Origin of the sequence: Streptomyces syringium (genome assembly GCF_017876625.1) — a bacterium.
GTDB lineage: Bacteria > Actinomycetota > Actinomycetes > Streptomycetales > Streptomycetaceae > Streptomyces > Streptomyces syringius.
Window position 1 is genome coordinate 5,572,420 of sequence record NZ_JAGIOH010000001.1, and the last position, 17,985, is coordinate 5,590,404.

Below are 17,985 nucleotides of genomic sequence, written 5' to 3' on the forward strand. Positions count from 1 at the left end.
AAACCGTGCGGTCAGGTACCTCGCGAGTTGGAAGTAGGTCGAGATTGCGATGAGCACTCGATGAGTACGCGATGAGTACGCCCATGAAGTAGCGACGGTCCGGTGGACAACCCGGACCTAGAAGGAGCGAAGTGGCTAAGGTCCGGGTATACGAACTCGCCAAGGAGTTCGGTGTTGAGAGCAAGGTCGTCATGGCCAAGCTCCAAGAACTTGGTGAATTCGTCCGTTCGGCGTCCTCGACGATCGAGGCGCCTGTAGTCCGCAAGTTGACTGACGCTTTGCAGGGGCCCGGCGGCAACGCCGGCAAGTCCGCTGCCAAGCCCGCGGCGCCGCGCAAGGCCGCGCCCGCGAAGCCGGGTGCCCCCACTCCGGGTGCCCCGGCCCGTCCCGCTGCCCCGGCCCCCAAGCCGGCTGCGGAGACGCCCGCAACCCCCAAGCCCGCAGGTGGCGCGCCGACCCCGGGTCCCCGCCCGGGTCCGAAGCCCGCCCCGGCGGCTCCGGCCAAGCCCGCACCGGTCACCCCGGTGCCCGCCGCGGAGTTCTCCGCGCCGGCCCCGGCCCAGCCGAGCCAGCAGGCCCCCTCCGGTCCGCGCCCCGGCGCCACCCCCGGCCCGCGTCCGGCCCGTCCGGCGCCCGCCGGTCGTGACGGCGGTCAGCGGGAAGGCGGCCGCCCCGAGCGTGCCCCCCGCCCGCAGGGCCAGGGTGCCCCGCGTCCCGGTGGCGCCCGTCCGGCCGGTCCCCGTCCGGGCAACAACCCCTTCACCTCCGGTGGCTCCACCGGCATGGCCCGCCCGCAGGCCCCCCGTCCCGGTGGCGCCCCGCGTCCCGGCGGCGACCGGCCCGGCCCCGGCGGTCCGCGTCCGCAGGGCGGTCCCGGCGGCGCTCCCCGTCCCCAGGGTCAGGGCGGCGCCCGTCCGACCCCCGGTGGCATGCCTCGTCCGCAGGGCGGTCCCGGTGGCGCTCCGCGTCCCGGTGGCGCTCCCGCGGGCAACCGCCCGAACCCGGGCATGATGCCGCAGCGTCCGGCTGCCGGCCCGCGTCCGGGCCCCGGTGGCGGCGGTCGCGGTCCCGGCGCCGGTGCGGGTCGTCCCGGCGGTGCCGGTCGTCCCGGCGGCGGCGGCTTCGCCGGCCGTCCGGCCGGTCCCGGTGGCGGCGGTCGTCCCGGTGGCGGCGGCTTCGCCGGCCGTCCCGGTGGCGGTGGCGCTCCCGGTGGCGGCGGCGGCTTCGGCGGTCGTCCCGGCTTCGGTGGCCGTCCCGGCGGTCCCGGTGCCCGTGGTGGCACGCAGGGTGCGTTCGGCCGTCCCGGCGGTCCGGCGCGTCGTGGTCGCAAGTCGAAGCGGCAGAGGCGCCAGGAGTACGAGGCCATGCAGGCCCCGTCCGTCGGCGGCGTGATGCTGCCCCGCGGTGGCGGCGAGACCATTCGCCTGTCCCGTGGTGCCTCCCTCACCGACTTCGCGGAGAAGATCGGCGCCAACCCGGCGTCGCTCGTCGCCGTGATGATGAACCTCGGCGAGATGGTCACCGCGACCCAGTCGGTGTCCGACGAGACGCTGACGCTCCTCGGCGACGAGATGAACTACCAGGTTCAGATCGTCAGCCCCGAGGAGGAGGACCGCGAGCTGCTCGAGTCGTTCTCCATCGAGTTCGGTGAGAACGAGGGCGGCGAGGAGATGCTCGTCTCCCGTCCGCCGGTCGTGACCGTCATGGGTCACGTCGACCACGGTAAGACCCGACTGCTGGACGCCATCCGCAAGACGAACGTCGTCGCGGGCGAGGCCGGCGGTATCACGCAGCACATCGGTGCGTACCAGGTCGCCACCGAGGTCAACGGCGAAGAGCGCGCCATCACCTTCATCGACACCCCGGGTCACGAGGCGTTCACCGCCATGCGTGCCCGTGGTGCCAAGTCGACCGACATCGCGATCCTCGTGGTGGCGGCCAACGACGGTGTCATGCCGCAGACGATCGAGGCGCTGAACCACGCCAAGGCGGCCGACGTGCCGATCGTGGTCGCGGTCAACAAGATCGACGTCGAGGGTGCCGACCCGACCAAGGTGCGCGGTCAGCTCACCGAGTTCGGTCTGGTGGCCGAGGAGTACGGCGGCGACACCATGTTCGTCGACATCTCCGCCAAGCAGGGTCTGAACATCGACTCCCTGCTGGAGGCCGTGGTCCTCACCGCGGACGCCTCGCTCGACCTGCGCGCCAACGCGGAGCAGGACGCGCAGGGTATTGCGATCGAGGCCCACCTCGACCGTGGCCGCGGCGCCGTGGCCACCGTGCTCGTCCAGCGCGGTACCCTCCGCGTCGGTGACACGATGGTCGCCGGTGACGCCTACGGCCGTGTCCGCGCGATGCTCGACGACAAGGGCCAGAACGTGGAAGAGGCGGGTCCCTCGACCCCGGTCCTCGTCCTCGGTCTGACCAACGTCCCGGGCGCCGGCGACAACTTCCTCGTCGTCGACGAGGACCGCACGGCTCGCCAGATCGCCGAGAAGCGCGCTGCGCGTGAGCGCAACGCCGCCTTCGCCAAGCGCACCCGCCGGGTGTCCCTCGAGGACCTCGACAAGGTGCTCAAGGCCGGTCTGGTCCAGGATCTCAACATCATCATCAAGGGCGACGCGTCCGGTTCGGTGGAGGCTCTCGAGTCCTCGCTGCTCCAGCTCGACGTCGGCGAAGAGGTCGAGATCCGCGTGCTGCACCGCGGTGTGGGTGCGGTCACCGAGTCGGACATCAACCTGGCGACCGGCTCCGACGCCATCGTCATCGGCTTCAACGTCCGCGCCGAGGGCCGTGCCACGCAGATGGCCGAGCGCGAGGGCGTCGACGTCCGCTACTACTCGGTCATCTACCAGGCGATCGAGGAGATCGAGGCGGCCCTGAAGGGCATGCTGAAGCCGGAGTACGAAGAGGTCGAGCTCGGTACGGCGGAGATCCGCGAGATCTACCGCTCGTCCAAGCTGGGCAACATCGCGGGTGTTCTCATCCGCTCCGGCGAGGTCAAGCGCAACACCAAGGCGCGCCTCATCCGCGACGGCAAGGTCGTCGCCGAGGACCTCACGATCCAGGGTCTGCGTCGCTTCAAGGACGACGTCACCGAGATCCGCGAAGGCTACGAGGGCGGTATCAACCTCGGAAACTTCAACGACATCAAGGTCGACGACGTCATCGCGACGTACGAGATGCGCGAGAAGCCGCGCGGCTGATCCGCGTAACACAGCAGTCCGTGCGTAGCGCGGTCCACCAGGGGTGGTGGTCGGGCGACGGGCGGGCTCGGGGCCGATCGACGGATTATTTCCGTCGATCGGCCCCGGCCGTTGCATGTACGGTTCTAAGAGCTCGTACACACAGCTTCACCTCACGCCTCCCGGGTGGGCTTCACCCGTTACGCATGTATGTAGGGACACTGTCCTTCGACCTCCTCCTCGGCGACGTCCGGTCGCTGAAGGAGAAGCGCTCCGTCGTCCGTCCGATCGTCGCCGAGCTGCACCGCAAATACGCGGTGAGCGTGGCGGAGGTCGGCGACCAGGACCTCCACCGCAGAGCCGAGATAGGCCTGGCGGCGGTCTCAGGGGACGCGGCGCACCTCACGGACGTGCTGGACCGCTGCGAGCGCCTCGTCGCCGGGCGGCCGGAAGTGGAACTGCTGTCGGTGAGACGGCGGATCCACGGCGACGACGACTGATGACTGAACCGAAGAAGAAAGAAGTAGGCGCATGACCGACAACGCGCGGGCGCGCAAACTGGCCGACCGCATCCGGGTGATCATTGCGGAGACCCTCCAGCGCCGGATCAAGGACCCGCGGCTCGGCTATGTGACCATCACCGACACCCGGGTCACGGGCGATCTGCAGCAGGCCACCGTGTTCTACACGGTCTACGGCGACGACGAGGAGCGGGCCGCCTCGGCGGCGGCGCTGGAGAGCGCCAAGGGCATCCTGCGCTCCACGGTCGGCCGGGAGACCGGGGTCCGCTTCACCCCGACCCTGACCTTCGTCCCGGACGCCCTGCCGGACAACGCCCGGACCATCGACGACCTGCTCGCCAAGGCCAAGGCCAAGGACGCCGAGGTCCGCGAGGTGTCCTCGGGCGCGCAGTACGCCGGCGACGCCGACCCGTACCGCAAGCCGGGCGAGGACGAGGACGGCGTCGACGACGCCGGCTCGGACGGCTCGGACAGCAAGGGTGCAGCCTCCGAATGAACCACCAGGCACCAAGCGAGCGCCCCGCGGTGACCCCGGCGGCCGACGCGAGCGTCGAGCCCGCCGCCGAGGTCGCCGCGGCCGTCCCGGCCGCCGAGGCTGCGGAGGCCAAGGGTCGCGCGGCGCGGGCGGAGCGACCCGCCCGGGCGGAGCGCCCGAAGGCGAAGGGACCGCGCCCGGTCTGCCCGGACGGCCTGGTCATCGTCGACAAGCCGGCCGGTTTCACCTCGCACGACGTCGTCGCCAAGATGCGCGGCATCGCGCGGACCCGGAAGGTCGGCCACGCCGGGACCCTCGACCCGATGGCGACCGGTGTGCTCGTCCTCGGCGTCGAGCGGGCGACCAAGCTGCTCGGTCACCTCGCGCTGACCGAGAAGGAGTACGTGGCGACCATCCGGCTCGGGCAGAACACCGTGACGGATGACGCCGAGGGCGAGATCACCTCGTCCGCCGACGCCTCCGGGGTCACCCGCGAGGCGATCGACGCCGGGGTCGCCAAGCTCACCGGAAAGATCATGCAGGTCCCGTCGAAGGTCAGCGCGATCAAGATCGACGGCAAGCGGTCGTACGCCCGCGCCCGCGAGGGCGAGGACTTCGAGATCCCGGCCCGGCCGGTGACGGTCTCCTCCTTCGCCGTGCACGCCGTGCACCAGGCCGAGGCGGCGGACGGCACCCCGGTGCAGGACCTGCTCGTCTCCGTCGTCTGCTCGTCGGGCACCTATGTCCGCGCCCTCGCGCGCGACCTGGGGGCCGACACCGGCGTCGGCGGCCACCTCACGGCGCTGCGCCGCACCCGCGTCGGCCCGTACGCGCTGGGCGAGGCCCGCACCCTGGACCAGCTCCAGGAGGAGCTGACCGTCATGCCGGTCGCCGACGCGGCCTCCGCCGCGTTCCAGCGCTGGGACGTGAACGAGGAGCAGGCCCGGCTGCTCGGCAACGGCGTCCGGATCAAGGTGCCGCTCTTCGACACCACGGGTCCGATCGCGGTCTTCGGCCCGGACGGCCGCTTCCTGGTGCTGGTCGAGAACCAGGGCGGCAAGGCGAAGAGCCTCGCGGTCTTCGGCTGAGATCCCGGTTCGGACAGAGGGCGGGCGCACTGCGCCCGCCCTCTGTCCCGTTTTCGGCGCGGTCGTCGCGCACCACGCGATACCCCTCCGCTGCCGTCTATCCGCCCGGCACCGCGGATTCACCCCAATGGGCAGGCGCTCGGAGTGAATAACGGGGGTGGAAGGGGGCGCGTTCGGCTTGTGATCTGTCCTGCCGATCATCCGCTGCCTACGGTCGGAACGAACCGGCATGGCGGGGAGGTATCGGCGGATGAGTGTTCGGCGGGCCGATGCGGACGAATCATTGGTGCGTATCCGCGATCTCGCCGGGCGGCCACGCGGCACGGGTTTCGTGGCCGACGACCGTGGCACCGTGATCACCAGCCATGAGGCGGTCGACGGCCTGGCCCGTCTGGTGCTGCACGCGCCGGGCGAGCGCACCTGCCTCGTCGGCGCCGAGGCGGTCACCCCGCTGCCCGGCGCGGACCTCGCCCTCGTGCGCACCGAGGGGCTCTGTGTGCCGCCGCTGCCGGTCGCGGGCGCCGAGTGCGTCGAAGGCGGCGCGAAGGTCCGGCTGCGGGCGGGCCGCTGGCAGACCGCCCAGATCATCGGCGACGCCTTGGTGATCTACACCGCGACCGACCGCTTCCATCTGCTCGGCGCCGCCCTGGAGCTGTCCCTCGGCGAGCGGGACGGGCTGCGGCTCGGTGAGGAGGCCACGGGCGGCCCCGTCATCGATGCCCGCACCGGTGCGGTCGTCGCCGTCCTCGGTACCGCGCTCCACACCGAGCACCGGGCCGGAGGCTTCGCCATCCCCCTGCGCGCCGCCGCCGCGACCTCCCCGGAAGGCCCTCTGGCCGCACTCCTCGAACGCAACGCGGCCACGGTCCCCGCGTACGGCCCCGAGCTCAATCTCGCGGGCGGTCTGCAACTGACGGCGACCTCCCTCGGCCCCGTCACGGCCTCCCTCGCGTGGAGCGAGCCCGTGGCACGCCCGGAGATCGAGAGGGAGTTCGCGCGGTTCCTCAGCGATGACGCTGCCGCGAGCGAAGGACCTGGCGGGGCGAGCGATGGCGTCGGCGCGGGGCCTGGGGACTGCGGCCAGGGCTCGGCGGCGCCGCCCGGAAGCTGCGGGGACGCCTGCCCGGGCGCCCGCCGGTGTGGCGGGGGGCCGGATTCAGGGGGCGGCCGTGGTGGCCCGTCCGGGGCCTCTTCTTGTGGCGATCAGGGTTGTCGCCACTGCGGTGGTGGAGGCGGCCGGCCCGACGGTCCGGCGGCGGAAACCCACACCACCCGCCGCGATGACAGCCGCGATCCGGACGACGGCCCGCCGGACCCTCCGAATGCCCGAAGCCGCACGGCAAGCGTCCTGGGCCTGGTCGGTGACCCCGGTACGGGGCGCACGACCGAGCTGGCGGCGCTCGCCGGGCGTCGGGCGCGGGGGGACGAGCCCGCGCCGACCGTGTGGTTGCGCGGTGCGGACCTGCGGGTCGGGGACGAGAGCGTCCGGGACGCCGTAGCCAGGGTCCTGGAGACCGCCGGGCGCATCGTCACCGCCTCGGCGGGCGCCGACGGCACCGTGGGGGACCCCACCGACGCCACCCCAGAGGCCGTCGCGGAGATGGCGCACCGCGTGGGCCGCCCGCTGCTGATCCTCCTCGACGGCCCCGAGGAGATGCCGCCCGGCCTCGCCCACGCCCTCGCCGGCTGGACGGCCGCGACGGCGGACTGGCTGGAGAAGACGGCCACCCGGCTGATCGTCGCCTGCCGCCCGGAGCACTGGGAGACGGCCGGTTCCCTCTTCCCGCCCGACGCGCTGCACGTGCCGTCGCCCGCGTCCCACCCCCGCGCGCTGCCGCCCTGCGCCCTGCTCACCGACCTCGCGCCCGGGCAGGCCGCCGAGGCCCGCGCCGCCTACGGCCTCGCCCCCGACGCCCTCTCCCCGGCGGACGCCTGCCACCCCCTCGCCCTGCGACTCCTCGCCGAGGTCCAGGCCGCGCTCCCGGACGGCCACGTGCGCGGCGGCGCCGAGGACCGGGCCCCCGACCGGTGGGACGTCTTCTCCGCCCACCTCGATCTGGTCTGCCTGCGGATCGCCGTCCGGCTGGCCGCCGCCCGCACCCCGCCGCCGCGCGGCGCGGCGGTGCGACGGCTCGCCACCCGCGTCGCCGGGCAGGTGCACGAGGCCGCGCGGCGGTGCCTCGGCCCGGGGCAGGGGGAGCTGGAGCGGGAGGCCTTCGAGGAGCTGTTCCCCTGGCGCACGGGCTGGGCCTCCGCCGTGCTCACCGAGGGCCTGCTCGTACCGGCCGGCGCGGGGTACCGCTTCGCGCACGAGGAGTTCTCCGACTGGCTCCAGGGCGCGCACCTCGACCTCGACACCGCCCTGCACGCCCTGGTCCACCACTGGTACGAGCCCGAGGGCACACCCGGCGAGGCCGCCGCCCGGCTGCCGTCCCGGCGGGAGGAGGAGCCCGCGCGGACACCGGCGGCCCGCCGCCGCAGCCGGCGCGGCGGCGACGCCGGGCGGAAGCCGTCCCGGCCGCTGCCCGTCCCGCGCCATCGCATCGGCCCCGTCCTCCAGGCCTTGTTCCTCCTCGCCCGGCGCTCGGGCCCCGCCGAGCTCGCCCGCCGCCTCGGCGCGCTGGTCCACGCCGTCGAGACCCTCCCGCTGCGGTCCATGCCGGCCCCCGAGGAGGAAGGGGCCGAGCCGGACACCGGGGCGACGGCGGCGGACACCGTGCCGGCCGACGGCGAGGAGGCACCCCGGACCGTGCCCGACCCGGTCTGGTGGGCCGCGCACCTGCTCGGCGAAGCGTTGCTGCGGGTACCGGACGCCACGCCCTACCTCGACGTCCTGCGGCTGCTCGCCGAGCGCGTCACCGCCCGCTCCCTGGCCCACGGCGGCTTCGACGGCGGGGCCACCCGCGCCTTCGGCGGCCTCGCGGAGTTCGGACCGTGGTTCTGGCTGCGGCTGCCGCTGGGCACCGCCGACCGCCTGGAACTGCTGCGCGTCCTGATCCCCGCCGACGGACCGCCCCCCGGCCCGGCCGCCCCCGCCCCCCAGCGCCCCTCGCCGCAGCCGGACCGCTTCCTGACCGCCGTGGCGACCGTGCTCAGTGAGGACCCGTGCACGGCGCAGCCGCTCCTGTGCCAGTGGTTCGGCGACGACCGCCCCCTCCAGACGACACCGGACGGCGGCGCCACCGGCTTCGGAGTGCGCCCCACCGTCTCCGCCGCCGCCCAGGCCCTCCTGCACACCCACCGCAGGCGCGCCGTCGACGACCTGGCCGAGGCGCTCGTGGACGCCGCGCACCCCCACGCCGACGAGCTGCTGTCCGCCCTCGCCGAGGACGAGCCCTCCGCACTCTGCCGGGCCGTCGACCGCTGGGCCCACCACGACCGCGTCGACCGGCACGTGGCCGCCGCCGCGTACGCGCTCAAGGCCGCGCCCCACGTCACCACCGAGGCCGACCGGCAGCTGCTGCGCTACTCCGCGCTCGCCCTGCTCGACCGCCCCGCCGAAGGCACCCTGCACGGCGCCGCGCTCGCCCTGCTCGTCCGCGACCGGCAGACCCGCTCCAAACACCTCCCGCAGGCCATCGCCCGCTTCACCTCCGGCGACCCGCACCTGCCGCCCGGCGCCCTCGCCGCCGCCCTGACCACCCACCCCGAGCCCGTCCTCGCCGCCTTCCGCGCACGGCTCTACCAGCCGGGGGAGGGGCCCGGCGATGTGCTGCGCACCCTCGCCGAGGTCACCACCCCCGCCCTCGCCCGCCGCGCGGCCGCGCTCGTGCGCGAGCACCTGGAGCACCACCCCGAGGGCGCCGCCCACGTCGCCGCGTTCGTCGACCGGCGGCTGGAGGCGGGCCCGGCCGGCCGGGCCGTTCTCTTCCCGCTGGTGGCGGATCTGCTGCGGACCCACCCGGCCCAGGTCCGCTGGGCGCTGGCACCCGTCCTGGCCGCCCCCGGCACGCCCGTGTCGCGCCCGCTGCGCCAGGAGTTGCTGGAGGTGCTGCTGGAGTGCGAGCAGTACGGGCCGCACGAGCGGGACGTCACCGTCCTCGACACCCTGCTGCGGGCGGTGGTGAGCGGGGCCGGCGAGCGCGGCGAGGCGCGGACGCGGGACCTCGTCCATCGCACGGGGCTGCTGATGGCCCGGACACCGGAGGGGGCCGCCTGCTTCGACCGGCGGCTGACCCAGCTCGCCCGTGACGTGCCGGCCTTCGGTGCCCAGGTGCGGGGGTGGCTGCGGACCGCGCCGGCGCAGTGGGCGGTGGTGGTGGGCCCGGCGGCGCGCATCAGGCTGACGGCGGGAGGGGAGCCGGCGGGCGGGGAGGGCGCCGGCCCGCCGGACGCCGCCCCGCCCCCGGAGCCCCCGCCGCCGTCCGAAGATCAGACGGAGGTGGCGGAGGGGAGCATTCCGGATACTGCGGCGGATTCGGCGGACCCGACGACGGCGGCGGACCTCGCGAGCAGTACACCGGCCGATGCGAACCGTCGTCTACCGGCATGGCACTCTTAGTCCTGCGTAAAACGACAGACAAAGGTTCGGGTTCGGGCGAGGAGCGGGCACAGTGCAGCGCTGGCGTGGCTTGGAGGACATCCCCCAGGACTGGGGGCGCAGCGTCGTCACCATCGGCTCGTACGACGGCGTGCACCGCGGGCATCAGCTGATCATCGGCCGTGCGGTGGAGCGGGCACGCGAACTGGGTGTGCCCTCGGTCGTGGTGACCTTCGACCCGCACCCCAGCGAGGTCGTGCGCCCCGGCAGCCACCCGCCCCTGCTGGCGCCGCACCACCGGCGCGCGGAGCTGATGGACGGGCTCGGGGTGGACGCGGTGCTGATCCTGCCGTTCACGGCGGAGTTCTCGAAGCTCTCGCCCGCCGACTTCGTGGTGAAGGTGCTCGTCGACAAGCTGCACGCGCGGCTCGTCGTCGAAGGCCCGAACTTCCGCTTCGGCCACCGCGCGGCCGGCGACGTCGGCCTCCTGAAGGAGCTCGGCGGCACCTACGACTACGACGTCGAGGTCATCGACCTGTATGTGACCGGCGAGGCGGGCGGCGGACTGCCGTTCTCCTCCACCCTGACCCGGCGCCTGGTCGCCGAGGGGGACGTGGCGGGTGCCATGGAGATCCTCGGCCGCCCGCACCGCGTCGAGGGCGTCGTGGTGCGCGGCGCGCAGCGCGGCCGCGAGCTGGGCTTCCCGACCGCCAATGTGGAGACGCTGCCGCACACCGCGATCCCGGCGGACGGGGTCTACGCGGGCTGGCTGACCGTCGGCGCCGAGGCCATGCCCGCGGCCATCTCGGTCGGTACGAACGTGCAGTTCGACGCCACCGAGCGGACGGTGGAGGCCTACGCCATCGACCGGGTCGACCTCGATCTGTACGGGATGCACGCGGCCGTGGACTTCCTCGCCTACCTGCGCGGGATGGAGAAGTTCGAGTCCATCGAGGCCCTGCTGGACTGCATGGCGGACGACGTGAAGCGGGCGCGCGAGCTGGTCGCGGCCCACGAGAGCGCCGCCACGGTCGGCTGACGACCCACACGCGTCCCGCGTACGTGTGACACCACGAGGGCCCCGGGCGGCGACTGCCGTCCGGGGCCCTCGCGTGTGCGCTGGTTACTGCTGCGGGGGGTACTGCTGGGGGTAGCCGTAGTCACCCTGCTGGGGAGGCTGCTGCCAGCCGCCCGGCTGCTGGTACGGACCCGGCTGCTGGTGGGGCTGCGGCTGCCCGCCGTACGGGTTGGGGGCCGCGGGCGCGCCCTGGCCGGGGTATCCGGGATACCCGGGCTGAGCGGGGTCCGGCGCGTAGCCGCCCGGCACCGGCGGGGCGAGGTGCGGCGGCGGGGTGCCGCCGTCGGAGGTCCACAGGCCTTGCTGCTGCTGCGCCCGTACGAAGTCCTCGGCGACCATGGCGGACAGGTTGAAGTACGCCTCGCGGGTCTTCGGCCGCATCATGTCGAGATCGACCTCCGCGCCCGCCGCCAGGTGCTCGTCGAACGGCACGACGACGACACCGCGGCAGCGGGTCTCGAAGTGCGAGACGATGTCCTCCACCTTGATCATCTTGCCGGTCTCCCGGACCCCCGAGATGACCGTGATGCTGCGCGAGACGAGCTCGGCGTAGCCGTGCGCGGAGAGCCAGTCGAGGGTGGTGCTGGCGCTGCTCGCACCGTCGACGGACGGCGTCGAGATGATTATCAGCTGGTCGGCGAGGTCCAGGACGCCGCGCATCGCGCTGTAGAGCAGACCGGTGCCCGAGTCGGTGAGGATGATCGGGTACTGCTTGCCCAGGACGTCTATCGCCCGCCGGTAGTCCTCGTCGTTGAAGGTCGTGGAGACCGCAGGGTCCACGTCGTTGGCGATGATCTCCAGACCGGAGGGCGCCTGCGAGGTGTAACGGCGGATGTCCATGTAACTGTGCAGGCTCGGGATCGCCTGCACGAGGTCACGGATCGTCGCACCCGTCTCGCGGCGCACGCGGCGGCCGAGCGTGCCCGCGTCGGGGTTGGCGTCGATCGCGAGGATCTTGTCCTGGCGCTCGCTGGCGAGCGTCGAACCGAGCGCGGTGGTGGTCGTCGTCTTGCCGACACCGCCCTTGAGGCTGATCACCGCGATGCGGTAGCAGGACAGCACCGGCGTCCGGATGAGCTCCAGCTTGCGCTGCCGCTCGGCCTCTTCCTTCTTGCCGCCGAACTTGAACCGGCTGTTGCCGCTCTGCTTCCGCGGCTTGGGCTTGTTCCTGAGCAGCCGCTCCGAGGACAGCTCCACCGCCGCGGTGTAACCGAGCGGCGCCCCGTGCACGGACCGCTGTCGCTGCTCCGGCGCCACGCTCGGCCAGCCGCCGGTCCGCGGGTCGACGGGGGCGGCGGGCTGCGCGGGGTCGGGCATGGCCCCGGGCGGCACCTGGGACGCGGCCGGGGGGAGCGCGCCGGGCGGCGCGTACGCGGGGTGCGGGGCCTGAGGGGCCTGCGGTGTCTGGGGTGCCTGCGGCGGCTGGCCCGGCTGATACGGGCCGGGCTGGGCGGCGTACGGGCCGGGAGCGGCCGCGGGGGGCTGCTGCCCGGGCAGCAGCATGCCGGGGCCGGGCTCGACGGGGCTCTGCTGTACGGGCATCGGCTGACCGGGCATCGGCTGCGCGGGGCCGGGCTGTCCGGGGACGGCGGCCGGAGGCATCGCCCCGGGCTGGTCGTACGACGGCTGCGGGGCGGCACCGGGGCCGCCGTCCTGCGGCCGCGGGTAGCCGTAACCGCCCTGCGGCGCCGGTACGGGGGCGTCCTGGGCGTCGGGGCGGGGGTAGCCGTAACCGCCCGTGGCCTCCTGGCCCTCCCGGCCTTCCTGGTGGGCCGGACGGTGCAGCGGGGCGGGGGCCTCGGGGGCGGGTTCGCGCGGCGCCGGGACCGAGGCGGCGGCGTGCTGATCCTGCTCCGGCTCCGCCGAGGGAGCGGCTTCCGCGTCGGGGCGCGGGTAGCCGTAACCGCCGGTCGGCGCGGGGGAGTCGGCCTCCGGTGCTGCCGGGGGTTCCCCGGCGGGAGGGGTGCTCGGCAGCGGCGGGGGGCCGACGGGCGCGGGCGCCGCGGCGGCCGGGGCGCTCTGCGCGTCCGGGCGCGGGTAGCCGTAACCGCCGGCCGGGGGTGCGGGCGGCTCGGTGGGCGCGCTCTGCAGCGGCGGGCCGGTGGGGGCCGGTGCGTCCTGCGCGTCGGGGCGCGGGTAGCCGTAACCGCCCTGCGGCGCCGTGGGGTTGGGCGGGGGCGGGAAGGCCTGCGGGGCCGGCTGGGCGGGCGGCGGCGTCGCCGTCGCACCGGCGCCGGGGAACGGCGCGGCGGCGTCCGGCGCCGACGGCGGCCACGTACCCGGGCTCGCGGGCGGGAAGTCCGGGGGGAGCGGCGGCAGCGCGACCTGCGGAGGCGACGGCGGCTCCCACGACCGGTCCGCCGGACCGTCCGCGGCACCCGAGCCGGCCGCGGTGTCCCCGGCGCCCCGAGCCTCGGAGGTCGCGGCGTCGGGGGCCGGAGCGTCGGGGGCCGCCGGAGCGGCGGCCGTCGGCGCCTCGTCCGCACGGCCCTCGGTCACGGGGACCGGCCGCGCCGGGGCGTCGGCACCCGAGGCGTCCGTCCCCTGAGCAGCGGCATCCGACTCGCCCGCGACGGCGGCGTTCTCGTCCCGCGGCGCGGCACCGGAGAAACGCATCGTGGCGCCACCCGCGCCGGGCGCCTCGCCCGTGGGGGACGACGGCCACAGCGGCTCGCCCGTGGGCGGCGGGGGCGGGGTGTCGTCCGCCGCGTCGGCCTCGCTCACGTCGGCGCGGACACCCTCGGCGGCCCCGGGGCCCGGTGCGGGCGCGGCCGGGGCGGGCGACGGGTTCTGCGTGTACCAGGCGGGCGGCGAATAGTCGATGGTGAACTCGCCGGTGTGCTCGTAGTCGTGCTCGGCGTCGGACCGGTCCTCGCCGGCTGTGTCCCCTGCCGCGCGGATCTCGTTCCGATCGCTGCCCACAATTCCTCCTGCTGCTGGTTTGGTCCGGCGCCCGATGTGATCCGCCTGTCGGGGCCGACCGTTCCCGTCGTCCGACTGCCCGGGTCCCCCATGGGTGACGCGACAGGCCCGGCGGCGGGTTCTCCCGTGCGGTACGCACACCAAGACTAATCGTCATCCGTACCGCTACGGCAGGCCCGCCCCCGACCCATCAGCCGCCCCCGCTGTCACCTGCCCGTCCGTGTCCGAAGCGGTGCCCCGGCCGCTTCTGAGGCATACGGGCGCACGCCCACGCGGAACGTGCGGACGGCGGTGACTTCCTGACATGTCCTGCTATCTGCTGCCCATTCCACGGGGAATGGGCAGTCCGGACCCCGTCCTCAGTCCATCCTGCGCTCGGCGCCCAGCAACCCCGCCTCGGGCTCGGTCGGCCGCGTGGCGACGTACATCCGCGACCGTGATGTGCACCAGAGAGTGACGCCGTCCGGGAGCGTGGACAGCGCCTCCACGTCGCTGTGCGGCAGCCCCATGATGCGGCCGGCCTGCTGGGCCTCCTCCGGCGAGACCCGCTGGATGCCGACGAGGTCCGCGGCCTCCATCAGGCGCGCGGCGACGGGACTCAGATAAGGGAGCAGGGTCAGCACGGACTGCCAGGGGGCGGAGCCGGCGCGGCCACGAGGCGGACGCGCACCGCAGTCACGCACCAGCAGCACCGGGCTGTGCACCGACGGACCCTGCGGCGGCACCCGGCCCACATCGTGCAGGGTGATGCACTGCTGCCCGCTGTTGGCGGCCTGTGCGAGCGCCGTCCACAACGGCCGGCGCCCGGTCTCGACGGCGACGCGGGCACCGGTGGCGACGGACCGCACGGCGATGACCTGCGCCGTCCACGCCCCGCCGACCAGGACCATGCCGAAGGGGCTGGGGCGGCCGAGACCGAGGACCGCGGGGGCGCCCTGCGCGTCGGAGCCGATGACGACACCGTCGTCGCCCACCGGCAGCGCCAGCGACTCGAACTCCTCCGCCGACAACTCGTGCCGCCCGCGCCGGGGCCCGAGCAGCCCGAACCCGAAGCGCGGCCGACGGGCGGCGGGCGCCGGGGCCGGCGGGGGCGTGGGGGAAGCGGGGTTCATCAGCGGGTCCCTCCCAGCGGCAGGGTGGCGAGGACGCCGGGCACCTGCTCGCGGTCCAGCCGGACCAGCCCGACCTTCACGGCCCGCGCGGCCCGCTCCATCTCCCGGCCGACCGCCGTCAGTTCATCGGCGCTGCGCCCGGTGATGCGCACGTGCCCCGTCATCGTCGGCGCGTGCCGCCCGCCGCGCGTGCGCCCACGGCCCAGCGTCAGGCTCAGGGTCGTCGCCGGCGCGGGCAGTGAGGTGAGCAGCGCGGCCAGCTGCGGCAGGGGAGTCGCCGCAGGGCCCAACCGGGGCCAGCGGCCCACCCAGTACGTGCTGTGCCACCGGTCGTCGCAACGCCAGGCGCGGGCGGTCTCGGCGGTCCGGCGCGCGGCCGTCCCCGTGCGCCCCGCCTGCGCCGTGGCCATCGGATTGACGCTCGCGGCCGTGGCGATCGCGGCCGTCAGCTCCTCCTCCGACAGCACCGCCGCCCTGAAGCCCGCACCGTGCAGCCGGCTCGCCAGCTGGTCCGCCGCCCGCAGCACACAGCGCCGCGCGCCCTCCGCGCCGCCACCGCGCGCGGCCACGGCCTCCGGACACAGCTCCGGGTCGAACTTCAACGCCACCCACGTCAGCCGCACGGCGGGGGAGCCGGTCAGCGCCTGCAACGGCGCGTAGCTCCGGGCGGCCAACGCCTGCGCGGGCAGATGCGGCGCGGGCGACGGCAGCGTGCTCTGCACGACCTGTACGGACTCCAGCCGGATGCCGTCGACATCCATCGCGTCCCGCAACAGGGCGAGCGGCAGCGCCTTCTCCGTGCGGTGCGCGCGCAGCGGTGCGTCCACGGCCTCGATCCGCAGCACCGCCGTCAGGAACGTCCCGTCCCCGACCAGACCCACCACGCGCCGCTCACGGGCGGCGAACGCCTCGGTGCGCAGCGCCGGTTCGCACTCCACGACCGGCGCGAGCCCGGGATGCGTCCCCGGGGCCGCGGGCTCCGCCGCGCGCCGCACGCGCCGCCGCAGCGCCAGGCCCGTGGTCAGCCAGTCCACGATCGGCCGGTGCCCCCGGCGCAGCACCGCGAGGAGCACCAGCCCCACGGCGAGCACCGTCGCCGGCACCAGCGCCGCCCGGCCGGCGGCCCACCCGACGAGCACGACGGCCGCCGCCACCTCGACGAGCACCAGCTGCCGCAACAGCGATGCCCCGGGCCCCGCGGCGGGTCGCGGGAGCACCGCCCCCGAACCCGCCGGAGCGGTGGGGGAGTCGGGCCGGGGCTCCGGGTCCGCCGGACCGGACCGGCCCGTCGTGCCTCCCGCCGCCCGTACGCGCGTCGCGGCAGCCATCCCCGTCAAAGCCCCCTCGTATATCCCGAAATGCCCCGGCAATACTCGCGCCGAAATCGTCTGTCACCCCTTGCGGGGCAGCTCCCCCGGCGTCGGGCTTCCCTCGCCTACGGGCATAGTAGAGGGTCGGTACGACACCGGGACCGAGGGCGGCGCCCGTCAACCGAAGCCGAATACTGGGGAGAAACGGCGCAACATGGCATCACGGCGGGATGAACTCAACGCCTACACTTTCGCGAAGAAACGGACAGTTGCCGCCTTTCTGCAACCCTCGCCCAGCGGAACGGAAGAAGGAGCGCCGCGCCCGCTGCGCACCGTGCTCCCCGGCATCGTCGTCGGCGCCCTGCTCGTGGCGGGCTTCGGCGCGTGGGGCATGTTCAGGCCCACCGCCCCCAAGGGCTGGGACGCCCCCGAGGCCCACGTCATCGTCGGCAGCGAGTCCACCACCCGCTACGTCGTCCTCATGACCGACGGCAAGAAGCAGCTCCACCCCGTACTCAATCTGGCGTCCGCCAAGCTTCTGCTGACACCCGACAAGGCCTCCGTCATCAAGGTCCGGGAATCCGAACTCGACAACGGTCATATTCCGCGCGGCCCGACTCTCGGCATTCCCTACGCGCCGGACCGTATGCCCAGCGCGGGCCAAGCAGGCAAACAGAAGCAGTGGGCGGTGTGCCAACAGCCCGGCGGTTACGGGAAAACCACTCAAAAGGCGGTTTTCCTTTTCTCGGACCGCGACCCGAAGGGGAAGCGGCTGAACGGACCGCAGCGGCTGCGGGGCGGCCAGGCCCTGTACGTCCAGGGACCGGACGACGCCCGTTATCTCATCGACCCCAAGGGCACCAAATACCTCATCGGCGGTCCCGACTGGCGCGGCGCCGACACCGCCGACCACAACCTGCTGCTCCGCTCCCTCTTCCGCGACGGCGCCGTCCCGCAGCGCGTCACCAAGGACTGGCTCGGCACGTTCGACGAAGGCACGCCCATCACCTTCCCCAAGGTGCGCGGCGCCATCGGCGAACCGGCCGGTGTGCCCACGCTCAGCACCCGGGCCAACCGCGTCGGCACGATCCTCCGGGCCCCGGCCGGCACCGGCACCCAGCACTACGTCGTGCTGCCCGGCAAGGTCGCGCGCGTCTCGGAGTTCGTCGCCAAGCTGCTGCTCAACAGCAAGGCACTGGCCTCCCTCGGCCAGGCCGGTGCCCCCGAGCGGGTCAGCGCCGCGGACTTCACCCCCGACGCCGAGGAGTTCTACGGCACCGCCCGCTGGCCCGACCTGGTGCCGCGCCAGGCCAACTCCGTCGACCGCGCCGCGGGCGGCACCGCCAACGACACCGTGTGCAGCCTGTTCGGCGGCATGAGCGCCAAGGGCGGCCTCAGCCTGGGCACCTGGGCGGGCACCGACTACCCCGCCACCATCCCCGACGGCGCCACCAGCGCGTACGTCACCCCCGGCTCCGGTCTCCTCTACCGCCAGGTCACCGGACGCCAGACCAGGAGCGGCGCGGTCTTCCTCGTCGCCGACACCGGCCTGCGCTACGCCGTGCAGTCCAACAACGACAGCGCCAAGGACACCTCGCGGATCGGCCGGAAACCCGCCCCGGCCCCGGGCACGGCCGAGGAGGCGGACGCCGCCGAAGCCACCGCGCCCGGCCCTCAGCAGTCCGACGAGGCCCGGACCCGACTCGGGTACCGGGACGTCGACCCCGTCCCGGTACCCGCGAACTGGTCCGCCTTCCTGCCGACCGGACCGCGCCTGGACTCCAACAGCGCCAAGCAGCCACAGGGTTCGTAGC

General features: G+C 74.5%; 10 protein-coding genes. 7 read left to right on the forward strand and 3 right to left on the reverse strand.

Annotated elements, in window-relative coordinates; all coding sequences use genetic code 11:
• Positions 1 to 131 precede the first annotated feature (131 nt).
• The 6 genes from infB to JO379_RS25010 all read left to right on the forward strand — a co-directional run bounded on the left by infB (position 132) and on the right by JO379_RS25010 (position 10,788).
• Positions 132 to 3,206: a translation initiation factor IF-2 gene (gene infB, locus JO379_RS33980; protein WP_130880198.1), complete on the forward strand. Its 3,075-nt coding sequence runs from the start codon at positions 132 to 134 to the stop codon at positions 3,204 to 3,206.
• A gap of 185 nt (positions 3,207 to 3,391) precedes the next feature.
• Positions 3,392 to 3,685, forward strand: a complete 294-nt coding sequence (locus JO379_RS24990; protein ID WP_130880199.1) for a DUF503 domain-containing protein — start codon at positions 3,392 to 3,394, stop codon at positions 3,683 to 3,685.
• Positions 3,686 to 3,716: 31 nt separating this feature from the next.
• Positions 3,717 to 4,202 (forward strand): 30S ribosome-binding factor RbfA, encoded by a 486-nt coding sequence (gene rbfA / locus JO379_RS24995; RefSeq protein WP_130880200.1) that lies wholly within the window; start codon positions 3,717 to 3,719, stop codon positions 4,200 to 4,202.
• Positions 4,199 to 5,269: a tRNA pseudouridine(55) synthase TruB gene (gene truB / locus JO379_RS25000; RefSeq protein WP_245381546.1), complete on the forward strand. Its 1,071-nt coding sequence runs from the start codon at positions 4,199 to 4,201 to the stop codon at positions 5,267 to 5,269. The genes rbfA and truB overlap by 4 nt, the downstream gene beginning before the upstream one ends.
• Positions 5,270 to 5,519: 250 nt before the next feature.
• The gene (locus JO379_RS25005) at positions 5,520 to 9,770 is read left to right on the forward strand and encodes a trypsin-like peptidase domain-containing protein (RefSeq protein ID WP_209517053.1); all 4,251 of its coding nucleotides are present in this window, start codon (positions 5,520 to 5,522) and stop codon (positions 9,768 to 9,770) included.
• A gap of 52 nt (positions 9,771 to 9,822) precedes the next feature.
• Positions 9,823 to 10,788 carry a bifunctional riboflavin kinase/FAD synthetase gene (locus JO379_RS25010; protein WP_209517055.1) on the forward strand — a complete coding sequence of 322 codons (966 nt, stop codon included), beginning with the start codon at positions 9,823 to 9,825 and terminating at the stop codon, positions 10,786 to 10,788.
• Between the two features lie 84 nt (positions 10,789 to 10,872).
• Here the strand turns inward: JO379_RS25010 and JO379_RS25015 are convergent, their stop codons facing one another.
• From JO379_RS25015 to eccE, 3 genes are all read right to left on the reverse strand, one after another.
• Positions 10,873 to 13,749, reverse strand: coding sequence for an SCO5717 family growth-regulating ATPase (locus JO379_RS25015; protein WP_209517057.1), 2,877 nt, complete (start codon positions 13,747 to 13,749; stop codon positions 10,873 to 10,875).
• Positions 13,750 to 14,108: 359 nt separating this feature from the next.
• Positions 14,109 to 14,861 (reverse strand): hypothetical protein, encoded by a 753-nt coding sequence (locus tag JO379_RS25020; protein WP_209517059.1) that lies wholly within the window; start codon positions 14,859 to 14,861, stop codon positions 14,109 to 14,111.
• Positions 14,861 to 16,189: a type VII secretion protein EccE gene (eccE, locus tag JO379_RS25025; protein WP_209517061.1), complete on the reverse strand. Its 1,329-nt coding sequence runs from the start codon at positions 16,187 to 16,189 to the stop codon at positions 14,861 to 14,863. Before eccE ends, JO379_RS25020 begins: the two co-directional genes overlap by 1 nt.
• Positions 16,190 to 16,385: 196 nt before the next feature.
• Between eccE and eccB the strand changes: the two genes are divergently transcribed.
• On the forward strand, positions 16,386 to 17,984 hold the full coding sequence (eccB, locus tag JO379_RS25030) for a type VII secretion protein EccB (RefSeq protein ID WP_209517063.1): 1,599 nt from the start codon (positions 16,386 to 16,388) through the stop codon (positions 17,982 to 17,984).
• The last annotated feature ends 1 nt before the right edge of the window (position 17,985 follow it).